General features: G+C 59.5%; 15 protein-coding genes. 11 read left to right on the top strand and 4 right to left on the bottom strand.

The window, feature by feature from the left end; genetic code table 11:
- The first annotated feature begins 1 nt into the window (after window position 1).
- The 11 genes from ACP7E3_RS14750 (at window position 2) to ACP7E3_RS14800 (ending at window position 11402) form a co-directional block, all read left to right on the top strand.
- A complete protein-coding gene (locus tag ACP7E3_RS14750; protein ID WP_198864908.1) occupies window positions 2-937 on the top strand; it encodes a glycosyltransferase family 2 protein in 936 nt (311 codons plus the stop codon).
- A 69-nt stretch (window positions 938-1006) separates the two neighbouring features.
- A complete protein-coding gene (gmd, locus tag ACP7E3_RS14755; RefSeq protein WP_046383834.1) occupies window positions 1007-2128 on the top strand; it encodes a GDP-mannose 4,6-dehydratase in 1122 nt (373 codons plus the stop codon).
- 2 nt (window positions 2129-2130) lie between these two features.
- On the top strand, window positions 2131-3108 hold the full coding sequence (fcl, locus tag ACP7E3_RS14760; RefSeq protein ID WP_046383833.1) for a GDP-L-fucose synthase: 978 nt from the start codon (window positions 2131-2133) through the stop codon (window positions 3106-3108).
- Window positions 3108-4316 (top strand): glycosyltransferase WbuB, encoded by a 1209-nt coding sequence (locus tag ACP7E3_RS14765; protein WP_057004821.1) that lies wholly within the window; start codon window positions 3108-3110, stop codon window positions 4314-4316. Before fcl ends, ACP7E3_RS14765 begins: the two co-directional genes overlap by 1 nt.
- A 5-nt stretch (window positions 4317-4321) precedes the next feature.
- Complete coding sequence (locus ACP7E3_RS14770) at window positions 4322-4780, top strand: GDP-mannose mannosyl hydrolase (RefSeq protein ID WP_046383831.1); 459 nt, start codon at window positions 4322-4324, stop codon at window positions 4778-4780.
- A 22-nt stretch (window positions 4781-4802) separates the two neighbouring features.
- Complete coding sequence (locus tag ACP7E3_RS14775) at window positions 4803-6212, top strand: mannose-1-phosphate guanylyltransferase/mannose-6-phosphate isomerase (protein ID WP_046383830.1); 1410 nt, start codon at window positions 4803-4805, stop codon at window positions 6210-6212.
- A 240-nt stretch (window positions 6213-6452) separates the two neighbouring features.
- Entirely contained in the window at window positions 6453-6692 is a 240-nt protein-coding gene (locus ACP7E3_RS14780) for a hypothetical protein (RefSeq protein ID WP_046383829.1), read from the top strand.
- 88 nt (window positions 6693-6780) lie between these two features.
- The gene (locus tag ACP7E3_RS14785) at window positions 6781-7893 is read left to right on the top strand and encodes a polysaccharide biosynthesis/export family protein (RefSeq protein WP_426123526.1); all 1113 of its coding nucleotides are present in this window, start codon (window positions 6781-6783) and stop codon (window positions 7891-7893) included.
- A gap of 13 nt (window positions 7894-7906) precedes the next feature.
- Window positions 7907-8566, top strand: coding sequence for a YjbF family lipoprotein (locus ACP7E3_RS14790; RefSeq protein WP_046383827.1), 660 nt, complete (start codon window positions 7907-7909; stop codon window positions 8564-8566).
- Window positions 8563-9330 (top strand): capsule biosynthesis GfcC family protein, encoded by a 768-nt coding sequence (locus tag ACP7E3_RS14795; protein ID WP_046383826.1) that lies wholly within the window; start codon window positions 8563-8565, stop codon window positions 9328-9330. The genes ACP7E3_RS14790 and ACP7E3_RS14795 overlap by 4 nt, the downstream gene beginning before the upstream one ends.
- Window positions 9327-11402: a YjbH domain-containing protein gene (locus ACP7E3_RS14800; RefSeq protein ID WP_232566510.1), complete on the top strand. Its 2076-nt coding sequence runs from the start codon at window positions 9327-9329 to the stop codon at window positions 11400-11402. The genes ACP7E3_RS14795 and ACP7E3_RS14800 overlap by 4 nt, the downstream gene beginning before the upstream one ends.
- 38 nt (window positions 11403-11440) lie before the next feature.
- Here the strand turns inward: ACP7E3_RS14800 and ACP7E3_RS14805 are convergent, their stop codons facing one another.
- The 4 genes from ACP7E3_RS14805 to ACP7E3_RS14820 all read right to left on the bottom strand — a co-directional run bounded on the left by ACP7E3_RS14805 (window position 11441) and on the right by ACP7E3_RS14820 (window position 15267).
- Window positions 11441-12832, bottom strand: a complete 1392-nt coding sequence (locus ACP7E3_RS14805; RefSeq protein WP_057004818.1) for an undecaprenyl-phosphate glucose phosphotransferase — start codon at window positions 12830-12832, stop codon at window positions 11441-11443.
- 256 nt (window positions 12833-13088) lie between these two features.
- Complete coding sequence (locus tag ACP7E3_RS14810; protein ID WP_057004817.1) at window positions 13089-13760, bottom strand: winged helix-turn-helix domain-containing protein; 672 nt, start codon at window positions 13758-13760, stop codon at window positions 13089-13091.
- A 30-nt stretch (window positions 13761-13790) separates the two neighbouring features.
- A complete protein-coding gene (locus ACP7E3_RS14815; RefSeq protein ID WP_426123530.1) occupies window positions 13791-14546 on the bottom strand; it encodes a hypothetical protein in 756 nt (251 codons plus the stop codon).
- A gap of 4 nt (window positions 14547-14550) precedes the next feature.
- The gene (locus ACP7E3_RS14820; protein ID WP_057004815.1) at window positions 14551-15267 is read right to left on the bottom strand and encodes a winged helix-turn-helix domain-containing protein; all 717 of its coding nucleotides are present in this window, start codon (window positions 15265-15267) and stop codon (window positions 14551-14553) included.
- Window positions 15268-15712 lie beyond the last annotated feature (445 nt).

Here is a 15712-nt window from a genome sequence, read left to right on the forward strand (position 1 = left end):
CATGAAACGCGAAACCGTCAGTGTGATCATCCTCACCTACAACGAAAGCCTGCATATCGCCCGCGCGATCGAGTCGGTGCGCGCCTTCAGCGACGAAGTGCTGGTGGTCGACTCGTTCTCCAGCGACGACACCTGCGAGATCGCCCGGCGCCACGGCGCCCTGGTGGTGCAGCACGCGTTCGTCAACCAGGCCAGGCAGTTCCAGTGGGCGCTGGATAATTTGCCGATCACCGGTAACTGGACGATGCGCCTGGACGCCGATGAAATAATCGAGGCCGATCTGGCGGCGCAGATCAACACGCGGCTGCCGACGCTGGACCAGGGCATCACCGGCATCAATTTCAAGCGCAAGCATATTTTCATGGGCCGCTGGGTGCGCCATGGCGGCCGCTACCCGTTGAAGATGCTGCGGCTGTGGCGCACGGGGCAGGGGCGCATCGAAGATCGCTGGATGGACGAGCACATCTCGGTGGCCGAGGGTCGCACCATCACCCTGGAGGGCGGGTTTGCCGATCACAACCTGCACGACTTGACGTTCTTCACCCACAAGCACAACCAGTACGCGACCCGTGAAGCGATTGAGATCATCAACTCGCGCCTGGGGTTGTTTGCGGTGCGCCATGAATTGAATGAGGGCCACAGTTCGTTCCAGGCCAAGCTCAAGCGCCTGGTTAAAAACCGGGTGTATAACCGCGTGCCGTTTACCTTGAGTTCGACGGCGTACTTCCTCTGGCGCTACATCGTTCAACTGGGTTTTCTCGATGGCCGCAGCGGCCTGGTTTATCACTTGCTGCAAGGTTACTGGTACCGCTTTCTGGTGGGCGCCAAGGTGCTTGAACTGGAAACCGCGATCGCTCACTTAGACGATAAGGACTCAATCGTCCGCGAACTTTCAAAGTTGACCGGACATAACTTGACGCTGCCCATACCGAAATAACTGACCGTTTTTAACAAACACCCAAGTTCGGGTGTCGGCCTTCGCTCGCCTATTATTTGGGAGATAGACATGAAAAAAGTCGCGCTTATTACCGGGATTACCGGGCAGGATGGTTCTTACCTGGCGGAACTGTTGCTGGAAAAAGGCTACGTCGTGCATGGCTTGAAACGCCGCTCTTCGTCGTTCAATACCCAGCGCATCGATCACATTTACCAAGACCCCCAAGCCCTGCATAAAAACCTGATCCTGCATTATGGCGACCTGGCGGACTCGTCCAACCTGACGCGCATCATCCAGCAGATCCAGCCGGACGAGATCTATAACCTCGGCGCCCAATCCCACGTGGCCGTCAGCTTCGATTCGCCGGAATACACCGCCGACGTAGACGCCCTCGGCACCTTGCGCATCCTCGAGGCCATCCGTCTGCTTGGCCTGGAAAAGAAGACCCGCTTCTACCAGGCCTCCACGTCCGAGTTGTACGGGCTGGTGCAGGAAACCCCGCAAAAGGAAACCACGCCGTTCTATCCGCGCTCGCCCTATGCCGTGGCCAAGCTGTATGCCTACTGGATCACCGTGAATTTCCGCGAAGCCTACGGGCTGTATGCCTGCAACGGCATCCTGTTCAACCACGAGTCGCCCCGTCGTGGCGAAACCTTCGTCACCCGCAAGATCACCCGCGCCTTGACCAACATCGCCCTGGGCCTGGAGCAATGCCTGTACATGGGCAATATGGACGCCTTGCGCGACTGGGGCCATGCCAAGGACTACGTTCGCATGCAGTGGATGATGCTGCAGCAGGACAGCCCCGAAGACTTCGTGATTGCCACCGGGGTGCAGTATTCGGTGCGCGATTTCATTCGCTGGTCGGCGGCGGAACTGGGGCTGCGCTTGCGCTTTGTCGGCGAGGGCGTGGAGGAAGTCGGGGTGGTCGAGCACATCGACGGCGACCTGGCGCCCGGCATGCTGGTGGGTGACGTGATTGTGCGGGTGGACCCGCGTTACTTCCGCCCGGCGGAAGTCGAGACGCTGCTGGGCGACCCGTCCAAGGCCAAGCAGAAGCTGGGCTGGGTGCCGGAAATCAGCGCCCAGCAGATGTGTGCGGAGATGGTCCGCGAAGACCTGCAAATCGCGCGGCGCCATGCGTTGCTGCGCCTGCACGGCCACGATGCGCCGATTGCCGTGGAGAACTGAGCATGGCACGTGATCTGAACGCACGGATCTTTGTCGCCGGCCATCGCGGTATGGTCGGCTCGGCCATCGTGCGCCGCCTCTGGGCCTTGGGCTATACCCAGATCCTCACCGCCGGCCGCGATCGACTGGACCTGTTGGACCCCGCGGCCGTGCACGCGTATTTCGCCGAACAACGGGTCGACCAGGTGTACCTGGCGGCGGCCAGGGTCGGTGGGATTCACGCCAACGCCACGTACCCCGCCGATTTCATCTACCAGAACCTGATGATCCAGGCCAATGTGATCCACGCCGCCCACACTCATGGGGTGTTCAAGTTGTTGTTCCTCGGATCGTCGTGCATCTACCCGGTGCTCGCCGCCCAGCCGATGACCGAGCAGGCGCTGCTTGCCGGCTCGCTGGAACCGACCAACGAACCCTACGCCGTGGCCAAGATCGCCGGCATCAAGTTGTGCGAAAGCTACAACCGCCAGCACGGGCGCGATTACCGCAGTGTGATGCCGACCAACCTGTACGGCCCGGGCGACAACTACCACCCGGACAACAGCCATGTGATCGCCGGCTTGCTGCGCCGTTTTCATGAGGCGGTACAGCGCGGTGACGAAGAAGTGCTGATCTGGGGCAGCGGCGCGCCACGGCGCGAGTTCCTGCATGTGGATGACATGGCGGCCGCCAGCGTGCATGTGATGGAACTCAGCCAGGAGGGCTATGGCGAACACACCGAGCCCATGCGTTCCCACGTCAACGTCGGCACCGGCGTGGATTGCACCATCCGCGAACTGGCCGAGGCGCTGGCCCGGGTCACGGGCTTCAAGGGCCGTTTGCGGTTCGATACCAGCAAACCCGACGGTGCGCCGCGCAAGTTGCTCGATGTCAGCCGTATCAACGCCCTCGGCTGGGAAGCCTACGTGCCGTTGGAGGAGGGGCTGCGCGATGCCTACAACGCGTATCTCGCGGCCCTCGAACAGCCTCGGGGCCATTAATGAAGATCCTTTTGTATGGCATCAACTACAGCCCCGAGCTGACCGGCATCGGCAAGTACAGCGGTGAACAGGCGCGCTGGCTCGCCAGCAAGGGTCACGCGGTGCGGGTGGTCACGGCGCCGCCGTATTACCCGCAATGGCAGGTCGGCGAGGGCTACTCGGCGTGGCGTTTTCGCACCGAACAGGTCGACGGCGTGACGGTGGTGCGCTGCCCGTTGTACGTGCCGCGCAAGCCCACGGCGCTGAAGCGCTTGCTGCACCTGATCAGCTTTTCCGCCAGCTCGTGCCTGGCGGTATTGGGGCAACTGCGCTGGAAACCGGACCTGGTCATCCTGGTGGTGCCGACCTTGTTCTGCGCGCCCCAGGCCTTGTTGTTGGCCAGGCTGTGTGGCGCCAAGTCCGTGCTGCATATCCAGGATTATGAAGTCGATGCGATGTTCGGCCTGGGCCTGGGCGGCAGCCCGTTACTGCGGCGACTCGCGTGGGGCGTGGAGCGCGGCTTGCTGCGGCGCTTTGACCGGGTCTCGACGATATCCAGCGGCATGCTGGAGAAGGCGGCCGGCAAAGGCGTCGAGGCGCAGCGCCTGCTGTTCTTTCCCAACTGGTCGGAGACCGAGCGTTTCCTCGACGTACCGCGCAACAGCGGGCTGCTGGAACGGCTCGGCGTGCCGGCGGGAAAGCGGGTGCTGTTGTACTCGGGCAACATCGGCGAGAAGCAGGGGCTCGAACTGATCCTCGATGCCGCCCAGGCTCACGTCCATCGCCCGGAGCTGGTGTTTCTGATCGTCGGCCAGGGCGCCGGCCAGGCCCGCCTGCTGCAGCGCGCGCGCAGCGAGGGCCTGCACAACGTGGTCTTCGCCCCGTTGCAGGCCTATGAAGACTTGCCTGCGCTGTTGGCCTCGGCGGACGTCCACCTGGTGATCCAGAAACGCGGCGCGGCGGATTCGGTATTGCCCTCCAAGTTGACCAATATTCTGGCCGTCGGCGGCAATGCGATCATCACCGCTGACCCCGACACCACCCTTGGCCGGCTGTGCGACGAGCATCCGGGCATTGCCGTGCGGGTCGAACCCGAATCGGTCAGCGCCCTGAATGCAGGGATCGAGCGGGTGCTGGCATTGCCTGTGCGCAACAGGGTGGCGTTGAACTACGCCGCGGATTTTCTCGATAAAGAGCGTGTCCTCCAACGCTTTATGGCACAGGTCTGACGCTTATGTGGCTTGATTTACCGACCTTCAATACGGTCGTGACGTCGACGCCGTTGGTGGCCATCGACTTGATCGTGAGGAAACCCAACGGCGATACGCTGCTGGGCTTGCGGATCAACCGGCCGGCCTATGGCTTCTGGTTCGTCCCCGGCGGGCGCATCCAGAAAAACGAAACCCTGGACGACGCCTTCCGCCGCCTGACCCACGAAGAACTCGGCCACACCTTCGAACGCGCCGATGCGCAGCTGCTGGGTGTGTTCGAGCACTTCTACGACGACAGCGTCTTCGCCAACGCCGGGAACGGCCCGGACACCCACTACGTGGTGCTGGGTTATTGCCTGACCCTTGCCGAGAATCAGGTCCTGGAACCGCCCACCGAGCAGCATCGGCATTACCGCTGGTGGCCGCTGGATGAGCTGCGCTACAGCCCACGTGTACACGAGAACACCCGTGCCTATTTCTGACCCTCTATCGAAGGACGCGTTCATGTTATTACCGGTGATCTTGGCGGGCGGTTCGGGTTCGCGCCTGTGGCCGCTCTCGCGGCAACTGAACCCCAAACAGTTCTTACGCCTGACCCATAAAAGCCTGTCGATGTTGCAGCAGACCATCGGTCGACTGGAGGGCGCGGATGTCGCCTTGCCGCAAGTGATCTGCAATGAGCAGCACCGTTTTCTGGTGGCCGAACAATTGCGTCAATTGGGCATGGAGCAGGCGAGCATCCTGCTCGAACCCATGGGGCGCAATACCGCGCCGGCGATTGCGCTGGCGGCCTGCAAGGCGCTCGACGAGTCCCGCGACCCGATCCTGCTGGTGCTGGCGGCGGATCATCTGATTGAAGATGTTCCCGCGTTTCATGCCAGCCTCGCGGTGGCGCTGCCGCTGGCCGAGGCCGGAAAGCTGGTGACGTTCGGCATCACGCCGACCAGCGCGCACACCGGGTACGGCTATATCGAGCAGGGCGAGGCGGTGGGCGAGGGCGGGTATGCGGTGAAGCGTTTCGTCGAGAAGCCGGATGCCGCCACCGCTGCCGACTACGTGGCGCGGGGCGATCATTACTGGAACAGCGGCATGTTCATGTTCCGTGCCAGCCGTTACCTGGACGCCTTGGCACGCTTGCAGCCGGCGATTCTCACGGCCTGCCGCGCGGCGTTGGCCGCGGGTAGCCAGGATCAGTTGTTCACCCGGGTCGATGAGGCGCTATTCGCCGCCTGCCCGGACGACTCCATCGATTATGCGGTGATGGAAAAAACCAGCGACGCGATCATGGTGCCGTTGCAGGCCGGTTGGAGTGATATCGGTTCCTGGTCGGCGTTATGGGAAGCCAGCGAGAAAACCGACGGCGGCAACGTGCTGCAGGGCGATGTGCTGCAACTGGATACCCGCGATACCTACGTGAACGCCGACAGCCGCCTGGTCGCCACGGTGGGCGTGCAGGACCTGATCATCGTCGAAACCAAGGACGCGGTGCTGGTGGCGCACAAGGACCAGGTGCAGCAGGTCAAGGGCATTGTCGACCAACTCAAGCGCGACGGGCGTCATGAGCACCTCAACCATCGTGAGGTCTACCGGCCCTGGGGCATGTATGACGCCATCGACAGCGGCCACCGCTACCAGGTCAAACGCATCACCGTGAAGCCCGGCGCCAAGCTGTCGGTGCAGATGCATCATCACCGTGCGGAGCACTGGATCGTGGTCAGCGGTACGGCCAAGGTCACCAATGGCGAACAGACGTACCTGGTCTCGGAGAACCAATCGACCTACATCCCCATTGGCCAGGTGCATGCCTTGGAGAACCCTGGCGTGATTGCGCTGGAATTGATCGAAGTGCAGTCGGGTTCTTATCTGGGCGAGGACGATATTGTGCGTTTCGAAGACAAGTACGGCCGGGCCTGAGGTTTTCCGACAATTAATAACATTTGCTCCGATGTTAAACCGCCAGCCTTGTTAGTTTCGCGGCCTCAACGTGTTGATACACGGGGGCTGGCTTCGAGAAATGTTATTTTCGAACGAATACGTTCAACTTTCCGGGTAATGTCCGGGCTGGTGCGTTGTTTACTTGAGTGGCACTATCAAGGTGTATTTCAGCGGCACCCGCTCGTTTGCTAAATGCTCACTATCGATAAGGAGTCTGATATGAGAAAACAACTGGCTATTATTGTGCTCAGTCTCTTGAGTACTTCTGCCATGGCTGCCGAGTTGCCGCTTGGCCTGAGTACCGCGGTGGTCGGCTCTGTGACGGTGGGGGAAACCCTGCTGGTCGGCGCGGCCCTGGTCGCGGGCGTCGCCGCCGCGTCCAGCAGCGGTGGCAGCGCCAATGGAGGCACCACCACAGGCACCACTGGCACCACGGGTACCACCGGTACCGGCAACTAACAGAACGCCTTCCGCTTTATAAGACTGCTTGGAAACCCCTCCCAAGTAGTCTTTTTTTCTTGTCGTTTATCGCGAGTGTCTTAGCACTATGATGCGTATTTTTTCTGTGGCGGTCGTGGCCTCCGCATTGTTACAAGGCTGCATGTTTGCGCCCGGTCAATATATGGACACCCAGGCAATGACCAAGGAGGGCGGTGCTGAAAGCAGTCGCGTGGAGTTGATCCCGATTACTCCAAAGTTGCTGGCCATGGACGCGGCGACTCAAGTCTCTTATGCGCTTCCCAAAGAACTGCTCGATTATAAACCCGGGCCCTATTTGATTGGCCCAAATGATGCGTTGTACATCACGGTCTGGGACCATCCGGAATTGACTGCGCCTTCCGGTCCGCAGCAGCAAATCGATGCCAACGGGCGCCTGGTCAACCCCGACGGCAACCTGTTCTACCCCTACGTGGGCGAAGTGGTTGCCAAGGGCCGCACCCTCGCGGCGCTGCGCAGTGAAATCACCGATAAGCTCCGTCAGTACATCGACAGCCCCCAGGTGGATATCAGTGTGCTGCGTTTTGCCAGCCAGCGAGTGGTGATCACCGGGGCAGTGCTCAAGGCTGGGCCTGTACCGATCACCACCATCCCGATGAGCGTCATGGAGGCCATCGGTGCTTCCGGCGTCGATCCGATCAATGCCGATCTCTCGAACCTCACGCTGACCCGCGGCGGCAAGCGCTACACACTCGACCTGGACACGTTCAATCTCAACCCGTCGCGCTTGAACGATATCTACCTCAAGGACGGTGACCAGTTGTACCTGCCCTACAACGACCGCAAGCGCATCTATGTGATGGGCGAGGTCATGCAGCCCCGCGCATTGAGTTTCAAGACACGCAGCATGAACCTCACGGATGTGTTGGGCTCGGTGGGCGGCATCAACCAGAACACCTCGAACGCCGATGCGATCTACGTGATCCGCGGCGCACAGAACCTGGACACGCAACCGGCCAAGGTCTTCCATCTGCAAGCCGGCTCCCCGGCAGCCATGGCCCTGGCCACGCGCTTCGACGTGCAGCCCCAGGACGTGGTGTTCGTCGGCCCCGCCAATATCACCCGCTGGAACCGGGTCATCAGTCAGTTGATACCTTCCGCCTCGATCATCGGCACCGGTGCTTCCACCCAAAACAACCTGAGCGAAGCCAACAGCCGATAAGGGTGGAACCTGCGTGAACAGTGTGAAAACCGGTATTTACGTGTGCCTTGCGTGGCTGTTGTGCGGCTGCAATCCACTGATGCAGGCCTCGCTCGATACCTTCAAGGCGGCCGTCGTCGGGCCTGCGCCATTGGTGCTGAGCCAGGCCCAGGTGGACGCCGTGCCGTTTCCCCAGATCAAAGTGACCACGGTGTCCAGCGAAGGCGTGATGGCGTTGATTCGTCAGCGCGACGACCTGCAGTTCTGGGTCGCCTCCGGCAAACAGGTGCTATTGATGCGCGATGGCCTGGTGGTGCGTACCGTTGGCCTCGGCACTGATCTGGATGGCACGCGCTGGCAAGGGCAGTCGCCGTTCCAGCAGGGGCTGCACCGCGTGCCGGACGGCTACCGCAGCAGCCGGCAGATCGACCTGGTGGATGGCTATCGCGTCGGCATCACCGTCACCAGCCGTCTGACCCGCGAGGGCATGGAGACGCTCGAGATCCTCGACAAGCCTTACACCTTGTTGCGCGTCGATGAGGACATCGAAGCCGAGGCGCTGGGGTTTCGTGCGCGCAACCGTTATTGGGTCGACCCCACTGACGGCTTCATTGTGCAGAGCGAACAGCACCTCAGCCCGCGCCTCACGTTGAAAATCACCCAACTGCAACCCGCCCGCAAGGAGGCCCGATGACCGCCCGCAAACGATGGGCGCTGGCGCTGTTGTGGAGTTGTGCCAGTGCATGCCACGCCGCCCTGACGGTGAGCGGCCAAGTCCTGCACCCCGGGCCGATCGCCCTGCCGCCCGAGGCGCGTTTGCTCGACGCGATCATCGCGTCACAACCGGATGCCCAGGGCTATTGGCTGGCGGCGGCCTGGCTGCACCAGCCATTGATCGAGCCCCAGGCCCGGCTCAAAGCCGGCGTGCTGTTTGACCTGGATACGTTGCGCCAGGCTGCCTTGGCCGCCGGGTACGACAGCCGGGCCGACTTGGCGGCGCGCGTTTACCGACAGGTGCAGGCCTTGCCGGTGACCGGCCGGCAACGCGCGATGCTGGACCCGGTGGCGGTGGAGGTCGGCTTTGCGCCCAACCTGCGGGTCAGCGACGGCGATCGACTGATCTACCCGCCCAGGCCGGCAGGTGTGCGCGTCCTGGGCGCGGTCGCGCAGCCTTGCACCCTGGTGTTCCAACCGATGCGGGCGGCACGCGATTACCTCGACGAATGCCCGGCGGTGGCGGGGGCCGACGTCGACTATCTGTGGCTGATCCAGCCCGACGGCCTGGTCACGCGCCTGGGCATTGCCCCCTGGAACCGCGAGACGGCGGCCGCGCCTGCACCGGGCAGCACGCTGCTGGTGCCGCTGCGCAGCGACGACCTGGAACCGCCCACCCCTGAGCTGAACCAACAACTGGCCGAGTTTCTTGCCACCCAACCCCTGGCTGAGGTCACGCCTTGAAATTATGTATTGCAGCCGTGCTGCTGGTGCCCTGTGGCGTCGCGCACGGCGATCCGCGTTACACCCAGAGTGATTTTGGCGGGGTCGGGCTGTTGCAAACCCCGACCGCACGCATGGCCCCGGCCGGCGAACTCAGCGTCAATGCCAACCGCACCGAACCTTACAGTCGCTACAGTTTTTCCGCGCAACCGCTGGACTGGCTCGAAGGCACCTTTCGCTACACCGCCATCACCAACCGCCCCTATGGCCCCGAATCGTTCAGTGGCAGCCAGAGCTACAAGGACAAGGCCGTCGACGCCAAAGTGCGTCTCTACGAGGAAAGCCACTGGTTGCCCCAGGTCGCGCTGGGGATGCTCGACCTGGGCGGCACCGGGCTGTTTTCCAGCGAGTACCTGGTGGCCAACAAGCGTTATGGCGAATTCGATTTCAGTGCGGGCATCGCCTGGGGTTACCTGGGCAGCCGGGGCGATTTCGGCAACCCGCTGGGCGCGCTGAGTGATCGCTTCAACGAGCGGCCCACCGCCGAAGGTTCAGGCAATTTCTCCAACGGTTACTTCCGCGGCCGGCCCGCGCTGTTTGGCGGCGTCGCCTACCAGACACCCTGGGCGCCGTTGAGCCTCAAGCTGGAATACGAGGGCAACGACTACCAAAACGAGCCTCGAAACAACCATCTGCGCCAGGACTCGCCGGTCAACCTCGGGCTGGTTTACAAGGTGGCCGACTCCGTCGACCTGAGTGCCGCGTGGGAGCGCGGCAACACGGCGATGTTCGGTATCACCCTGCACACCAATTTCGTCAGCCGCAAGGCGCCGGTCAAAACCTACGACCCGCCGGCGCCCAAGCTGCCCGTCCAGGCGCCGAGCGTCGCGATGGATCAGGTGGATTGGGCCGCGGTGTCCAAGCGTTTGCAGGACAATGCCGGCTATAACGTGCAGCGGATTGCCCAGCGCGGCCCTGAGTTATTGGTGTATGGCGAGCAGCAGCGCTATTTCTACAGCGCCAAGGCCGTGGGGCGCGCCAGCCGTATCCTGGACGACAGCGTCAATGACCAGATCAGCTGGTTCACCCTGGTGAGCGAGCGGTACGCCATGCCGATCGAAGAAACCAGCGTGCCCCGCGAGACGTTCCGCGAGGTGGTCAACCAACGCGAGCCCCTGCAGACCCTGCATCGCCAGACCGAAGTCAACCCGCCCAGCGCCCAGGCGCAAACGCTGCTTTACACCCAAGCGCCCAAGCCCCTGAGCTACGGCGTCGGGCTGGGTTACAAGCAGAACGTCGGCGGGCCGGATGGCCTGCTGTATCAGATTTCCGCCGACCTCGACGCCGAATACCGCTTCACCCGCAACACCTGGTGGAGCGGCCTGCTCAGCGTCAACCTGCTGAACAACTACGATGGCTTCACCTACGACGCGCCCAGCGGCTTGCCGCGCGTGCGTACCGATCTGCGCAAGTACATGACCAGCTCTGACGTGACCGTGCCGACGTTCCAGCTCAACCACGCGGTGCGACTGGATCAGGACCTGTATGGCATGGTCTACGGCGGGTTGCTGGAATCGATGTACGCCGGTGTCGGCAGTGAGGTGCTGTACCGGCCGATGGGCCAGCGCTGGGCCTTGGGCGCCGACCTGAACTACGTGCGTCAGCGCGGGTTCGAACAGGACTTCAGCCTGCGCGACTACCGCACGGTCACGGGGCATATCACCGGCTACACCGACTTGCCGTTCAACACACAGGGTGCGCTGAGTGTCGGTCGCTACCTGGCCCGGGACTGGGGCGCCACCCTGGACTTGTCGCGCGAGTTCAACAATGGCGTGCGGATTGGCGCCTGGGTCACCCGCACCACCGCGTCAAAAGAAGCCTTTGGCGAAGGCAGCTTCGACAAAGGCCTTTACCTGTCAATTCCCTTTGATGAGCTGATGAGCCTGTCGACGATGCGCCGCGCCAATCTGGTGTGGGCGCCGCTGACCCGCGATGGCGGCGCGCGCCTCAATCGCGCGTATTCGCTGCATACGATGACCGATGGCCGTGACAGTGATCTGTTCTATCGGAACTTCGAGAAGATCACTGAATAGACAAGGAAAGGGGGACGTGAAGTCCCCCTTTGTTTGCCTCAGTAAATGTCTTTGGACAGCAGTGTGAACGGCGTTTTCAGCAGGATCTTGATGTCCAGCCACAGTGACCAGGTGTTGATGTAGCGCAGGTCGATGTCGACGCGCTTTTGCATCTTCTCCAGGGTCTCGGTCTCGCCCCGGCACCCATTGATCTGCGCCAGCCCCGTGATACCGGGCTTGATACGGTGGCGCGCCATGTACGCGTGAATCTTCCCTGAGTAGTAGTCGTTGTGCGCAACTGCATGGGGCCTTGGACCGACCAGGGCCATGTGCCCTTGCAACACGTTGAACAACTGCGGCAGTTCATCGATGGACGTGCGGCGCATGAAACGCCCCACGGGGGTGATGCGTGAATCGTGGCGGCTGGCCTGGCGTACTTCGTGGTCGTCATGCACGCGCATCGAGCGGAACTTCCAGACCTTGATCACCTGACCGTTCCAGCCGTGACGGTCCTGCTTGAAGATCACCGGGCCGGGGGAGGTCAGTTTGATCAGCACGGCGAACAGCAACAGCAGCGGGCTCAGCAGGATGAGCGCGAGCAAGGCCACGCTTTTGTCCAGCAGCGACTTGCTCAGTGCGGCGGTCGGACGGCTGGTCAGCGGGCTTTCATTGAGGAAAATCGCCGGCAGGCCGTCCACCTCGGCCACGCAGTGATTGAGCAGCAGCATGTTGTTGAGGTCGGGGACCCAGATGACGTCGACGCTGATCTCCAGCAGGTTGATGTACAGCGCCTCGATATGGGTGGCTTCCTGCAGCGAATGGGTGATGTACAGCCTGCGGATGCCGTGCTGCCGGATCAACTGCGGGAGGTCCGGCAGCTCGCCGAGTATCTGCGATTGCACGCCCGGGGCTGCAGTCGCCGTGGCGCCGACGAGGCCGACCAACGGTGAGCGTTTTTGCCGGGAAAGTGTTTTCGCCAGGTCGGCAGCAAGTTTACCGGTACCCACGATCAGCGATTTATGTCGCTCGTGAAGTTGCCCGTGGTAATAGCGGGAAAGACTGTGGATCGGGATGTAACAGAGCGCCAGCACGGCATAACTAATCGCCGCCCACAGTAGCAGGATTTCGAGGGGGAACAACGCGTTAGCATTGCAGGCAATACCCACCGCAACCAGTATCAGCAGGGTAAGTAACCAACCCATGAAGAGTCGGCCCAGTCCCACCGCGTAATCATCTTTCTTGCTGTAGACGTCACATAACATATAGGCCGGGATCGAGGCCAATATGCTAAAGGCAGCCAATACCCGGTAGGGATATTCCAGCTGGCCAGTCTTTAAAATAACCAATGCAAATAACAGTGTGACGACCAAACTTGACGCCAGCGTCCACTGCCCCCAAAAGGTCAGACCTTTGGGTGTTAGGTTACGATGCATTCTCCGGTTATTCAGCATACTACTGCTCCCAGTGGTGACCACTCATGGTGGCAGGCTTAAGCGAGGCGTGGCATTGAAACAGCCAAATAGACAGGCACGCGTAGGCGCGCACAGATTGATATTAATCAACGGCAGGGGGCAGTAGCTGACGAGTTATAACAGGCACATAGCGATAGTTAAGTGGCTGTTGGGTGAGACGGATTGTTATAAAAAGGCAGAGAGTGGAGCGTGATCAACGCCAAGATTAACGACTCTAGAATTATTATATTTTTTTTCAGCGAAACTGCTGGGCGAGTTCCAGGGGGTTTTTTATCCTCTGGGTCAAGCAATAGCCCCGATTTCTCACCGAACGGAACAAACGCTCGCCATCGTTGACGCGCTTGAATTTTTCCTGAAGTCGGCTGAGGCACATTTCCAGGCCGCGATACAACTCAGGTTCACGACCAATATTGCGAATAAGTTCTTCTTTACTCACCACGCGTTCTTCATGATGTAACATTTTTTTGATAAGTGCTGACTCGATCGTGGTCAAGGAAATGCGTAAACCACCCTTGACCAACATTCGATCATGTTGTGTAAAGGTCCAGTAGTCGGGTGCCTGTAGCGGAGGTTTTTCGGTCTGGGTCGCCAGCGCTTTTTGAGGCCTGTCGGTGCTGTGGAGTTGAACGTTTAGTTCCAGTTTATTGTAGGGTTGCAATGTTTTGTAAATGACCGGCGTTGATGCGTTATTGGCGCTGTCGGGTTTTTCGATCGTTGAATTGTTAGTGTAGTGCGAATTGAAATACTGGTTGCCAAACAATGGCGTGCTGGTTGCCTGGGTTTCTGCTGTCTTGGTTCGCAGCGGGCAAGCGATATCGCCATAGAGTAACTCCGCATGCGACGCAAAGTCGGGCAGCGGAATAAAGGTGGGCGTAGTGGTGGATAGGTGTTTTTTGAGTGAGCTCATAGTGGTTACCATGGTCCTATGGGTTGAGGTTTATACATTTTCGGCCGGCGAGTAATAACCGCCCTGAAAGTAATTGAAAGGCAAACGCTTAGCGAGTGTTGCACTGTCAGAGAATTCAACTTTGTCTGCAATGAATGAGGCTCGGCTGGTGCTTATCAGCTCTAACATGCGGTCGTAGAGCCGGTCGAACAGATCCGAGCGTATATTCAGGCTGAGTCTCAGGAGCACATCCGGAAATGGCATTTTTATATAGTCATAGAGTTTCAGTTCGATCAATAGGTCGGCCTGCTTTGTATCCAGAGTGTAGTTATTGTAGGCAAGCTTGATACTGCTGCGGTCTTTGAGGTTATACAGTTGGCGCACCATCGCGCGGCGTTCTGCGGGGCCGGGAAGTGCGTCCAAGGGGTTTTCTATAGTGATAACGAGTTGCTGCTTATAGCTTTCCAAGACATGCGCGACCTGGATAAGTTCCTTGAGCGTGTCTTCGGACATAAGCGCTGATTGCTCGATGCGCAGAAATTTATGAGTCACCGGCTGTGCAGAAGCAAGTGGTAAATGGCTAAAATCGGCAGTCATGCGTGGGTCGATGCGCGACAGGGCGTCACGGTAGGCGCATTTAAGTTGAGCGCGATACAAAGGCTGCGAATGCTCTGGGAGATTGAGCAGATTATGTGCGCTGGTTACGCGAATCTCATTGCCCCAAAGTGCGCAACTGCGCTCAACTATCGCTTGTCTGAAGAGCTTGGGTTGGGCTATTGTGACAGGCGATATTTTCTCGTTATTCACGACGCTATCTCTCCTGGGTTGGGTGCAAATACTGGGCGGAAATAATTCCACGGCTCAACTTGTAACCGTAGCCACGGATGTTCTGAATGATATTTTCGCCATAGCGCGCCTTGATTTTGCTGCGCAGGCGGCTGATGGATTTTTCCAGGGCTCGGGAGTCGTAGAATTTGGTGTTGAGCCCCATAACATTGGCGATTTCATCGTGACTGAGCAGTCGGTTATAGATCAGTGCCTCGAGAACTTTCATTTCGATGAAGGAAATCTCAAGTTTCTGACCGTTGCCGTAAATGCACATCCGGTCCTGATCGAGAATAAGTTTGCAGCAGTCCAAGCGATACGTTTCATTGAGAAACGCCTCGACTAAACTCAACTTTTCTTCAGGGGAGGTTTCGGTGACTTTTAGGCAGTAGTCCGCGCCGGCCAAATAATATTTGGTTTTACTTTGAGTAGAGGCGAACGTGATGAAGACAACTATCAGGCCAGTCGGGTTTTTATGCCTGGTTTTTTTTATGATGTCCAGGGTTTGATTGCTGGCAGAAGGCGTGTCGATTTCTATGACGATGGCGCGATAATCGGCGTGATCTTCATGATGACCGACTAGTTGACCGTAGCTGCGTGTATCGACTTTTAAATCATTCGGTACAGTACGAACTATAAGTGCTCTGAAATCCTCAGTTTTAGACGCAGTCCGTGCAATAGCGAGGACGTTGGAAAAATGCATCACCTACTCCCTTTTCTGGCATGCAAGGCCGACAGTTCAATCGCCGCTAGCGTTAGATACTAATCGAATTGATTCCGCCAAAACGTGACAAATTTTAACATTCGTAGCTTTATTCTAAAGGCTGCGGCGGGGTGGGAGGGAGGTGTTGCGGGTGGGGCGTTTGCATGGGTGTACACATATGCTAGTGCAGATTGTTAGTGTGCGATAAGTATCTTAGGTCAATTGGTTTTTAGGCCAATGGCGATTTAATTTTTCTATAAATGAGGCCGGGTGACGGGGCGACTAATTGCCTTAAACCGCCAGGAATTTGCCAGCGAAGCCAGCATCGGATCACTGCAGCTCGGCGCCACCGACGCCTGCCCGGTGCTGTCGATTCTGCGCTTTACCTGCGCGGTCCGCCCGGATCCGACGACGGCTTAAGCTAATTCTAAAAAGGTATTTATTA

Source organism: Pseudomonas sp. PSPC2-3, assembly GCF_049898265.1.
In the GTDB taxonomy this organism is placed as follows: domain Bacteria; phylum Pseudomonadota; class Gammaproteobacteria; order Pseudomonadales; family Pseudomonadaceae; genus Aquipseudomonas; species Aquipseudomonas veronii.

Coding starts and splice junctions, on each gene's coding strand:
- ACP7E3_RS14805 (WP_057004818.1), bottom strand. CDS start 12,832: ATGCTGAATAACCGGAGAATGCATCGTAACCTAACACCCAAAGGTCTG.
- fcl (WP_046383833.1), top strand. CDS start 2,131: ATGGCACGTGATCTGAACGCACGGATCTTTGTCGCCGGCCATCGCGGT.
- ACP7E3_RS14810 (WP_057004817.1), bottom strand. CDS start 13,760: ATGAGCTCACTCAAAAAACACCTATCCACCACTACGCCCACCTTTATT.
- gmd (WP_046383834.1), top strand. CDS start 1,007: ATGAAAAAAGTCGCGCTTATTACCGGGATTACCGGGCAGGATGGTTCT.
- ACP7E3_RS14765 (WP_057004821.1), top strand. CDS start 3,108: ATGAAGATCCTTTTGTATGGCATCAACTACAGCCCCGAGCTGACCGGC.
- ACP7E3_RS14770 (WP_046383831.1), top strand. CDS start 4,322: ATGTGGCTTGATTTACCGACCTTCAATACGGTCGTGACGTCGACGCCG.
- ACP7E3_RS14775 (WP_046383830.1), top strand. CDS start 4,803: ATGTTATTACCGGTGATCTTGGCGGGCGGTTCGGGTTCGCGCCTGTGG.
- ACP7E3_RS14795 (WP_046383826.1), top strand. CDS start 8,563: ATGACCGCCCGCAAACGATGGGCGCTGGCGCTGTTGTGGAGTTGTGCC.
- ACP7E3_RS14820 (WP_057004815.1), bottom strand. CDS start 15,267: ATGCATTTTTCCAACGTCCTCGCTATTGCACGGACTGCGTCTAAAACT.
- ACP7E3_RS14750 (WP_198864908.1), top strand. CDS start 2: ATGAAACGCGAAACCGTCAGTGTGATCATCCTCACCTACAACGAAAGC.
- ACP7E3_RS14780 (WP_046383829.1), top strand. CDS start 6,453: ATGAGAAAACAACTGGCTATTATTGTGCTCAGTCTCTTGAGTACTTCT.
- ACP7E3_RS14785 (WP_426123526.1), top strand. CDS start 6,781: ATGATGCGTATTTTTTCTGTGGCGGTCGTGGCCTCCGCATTGTTACAA.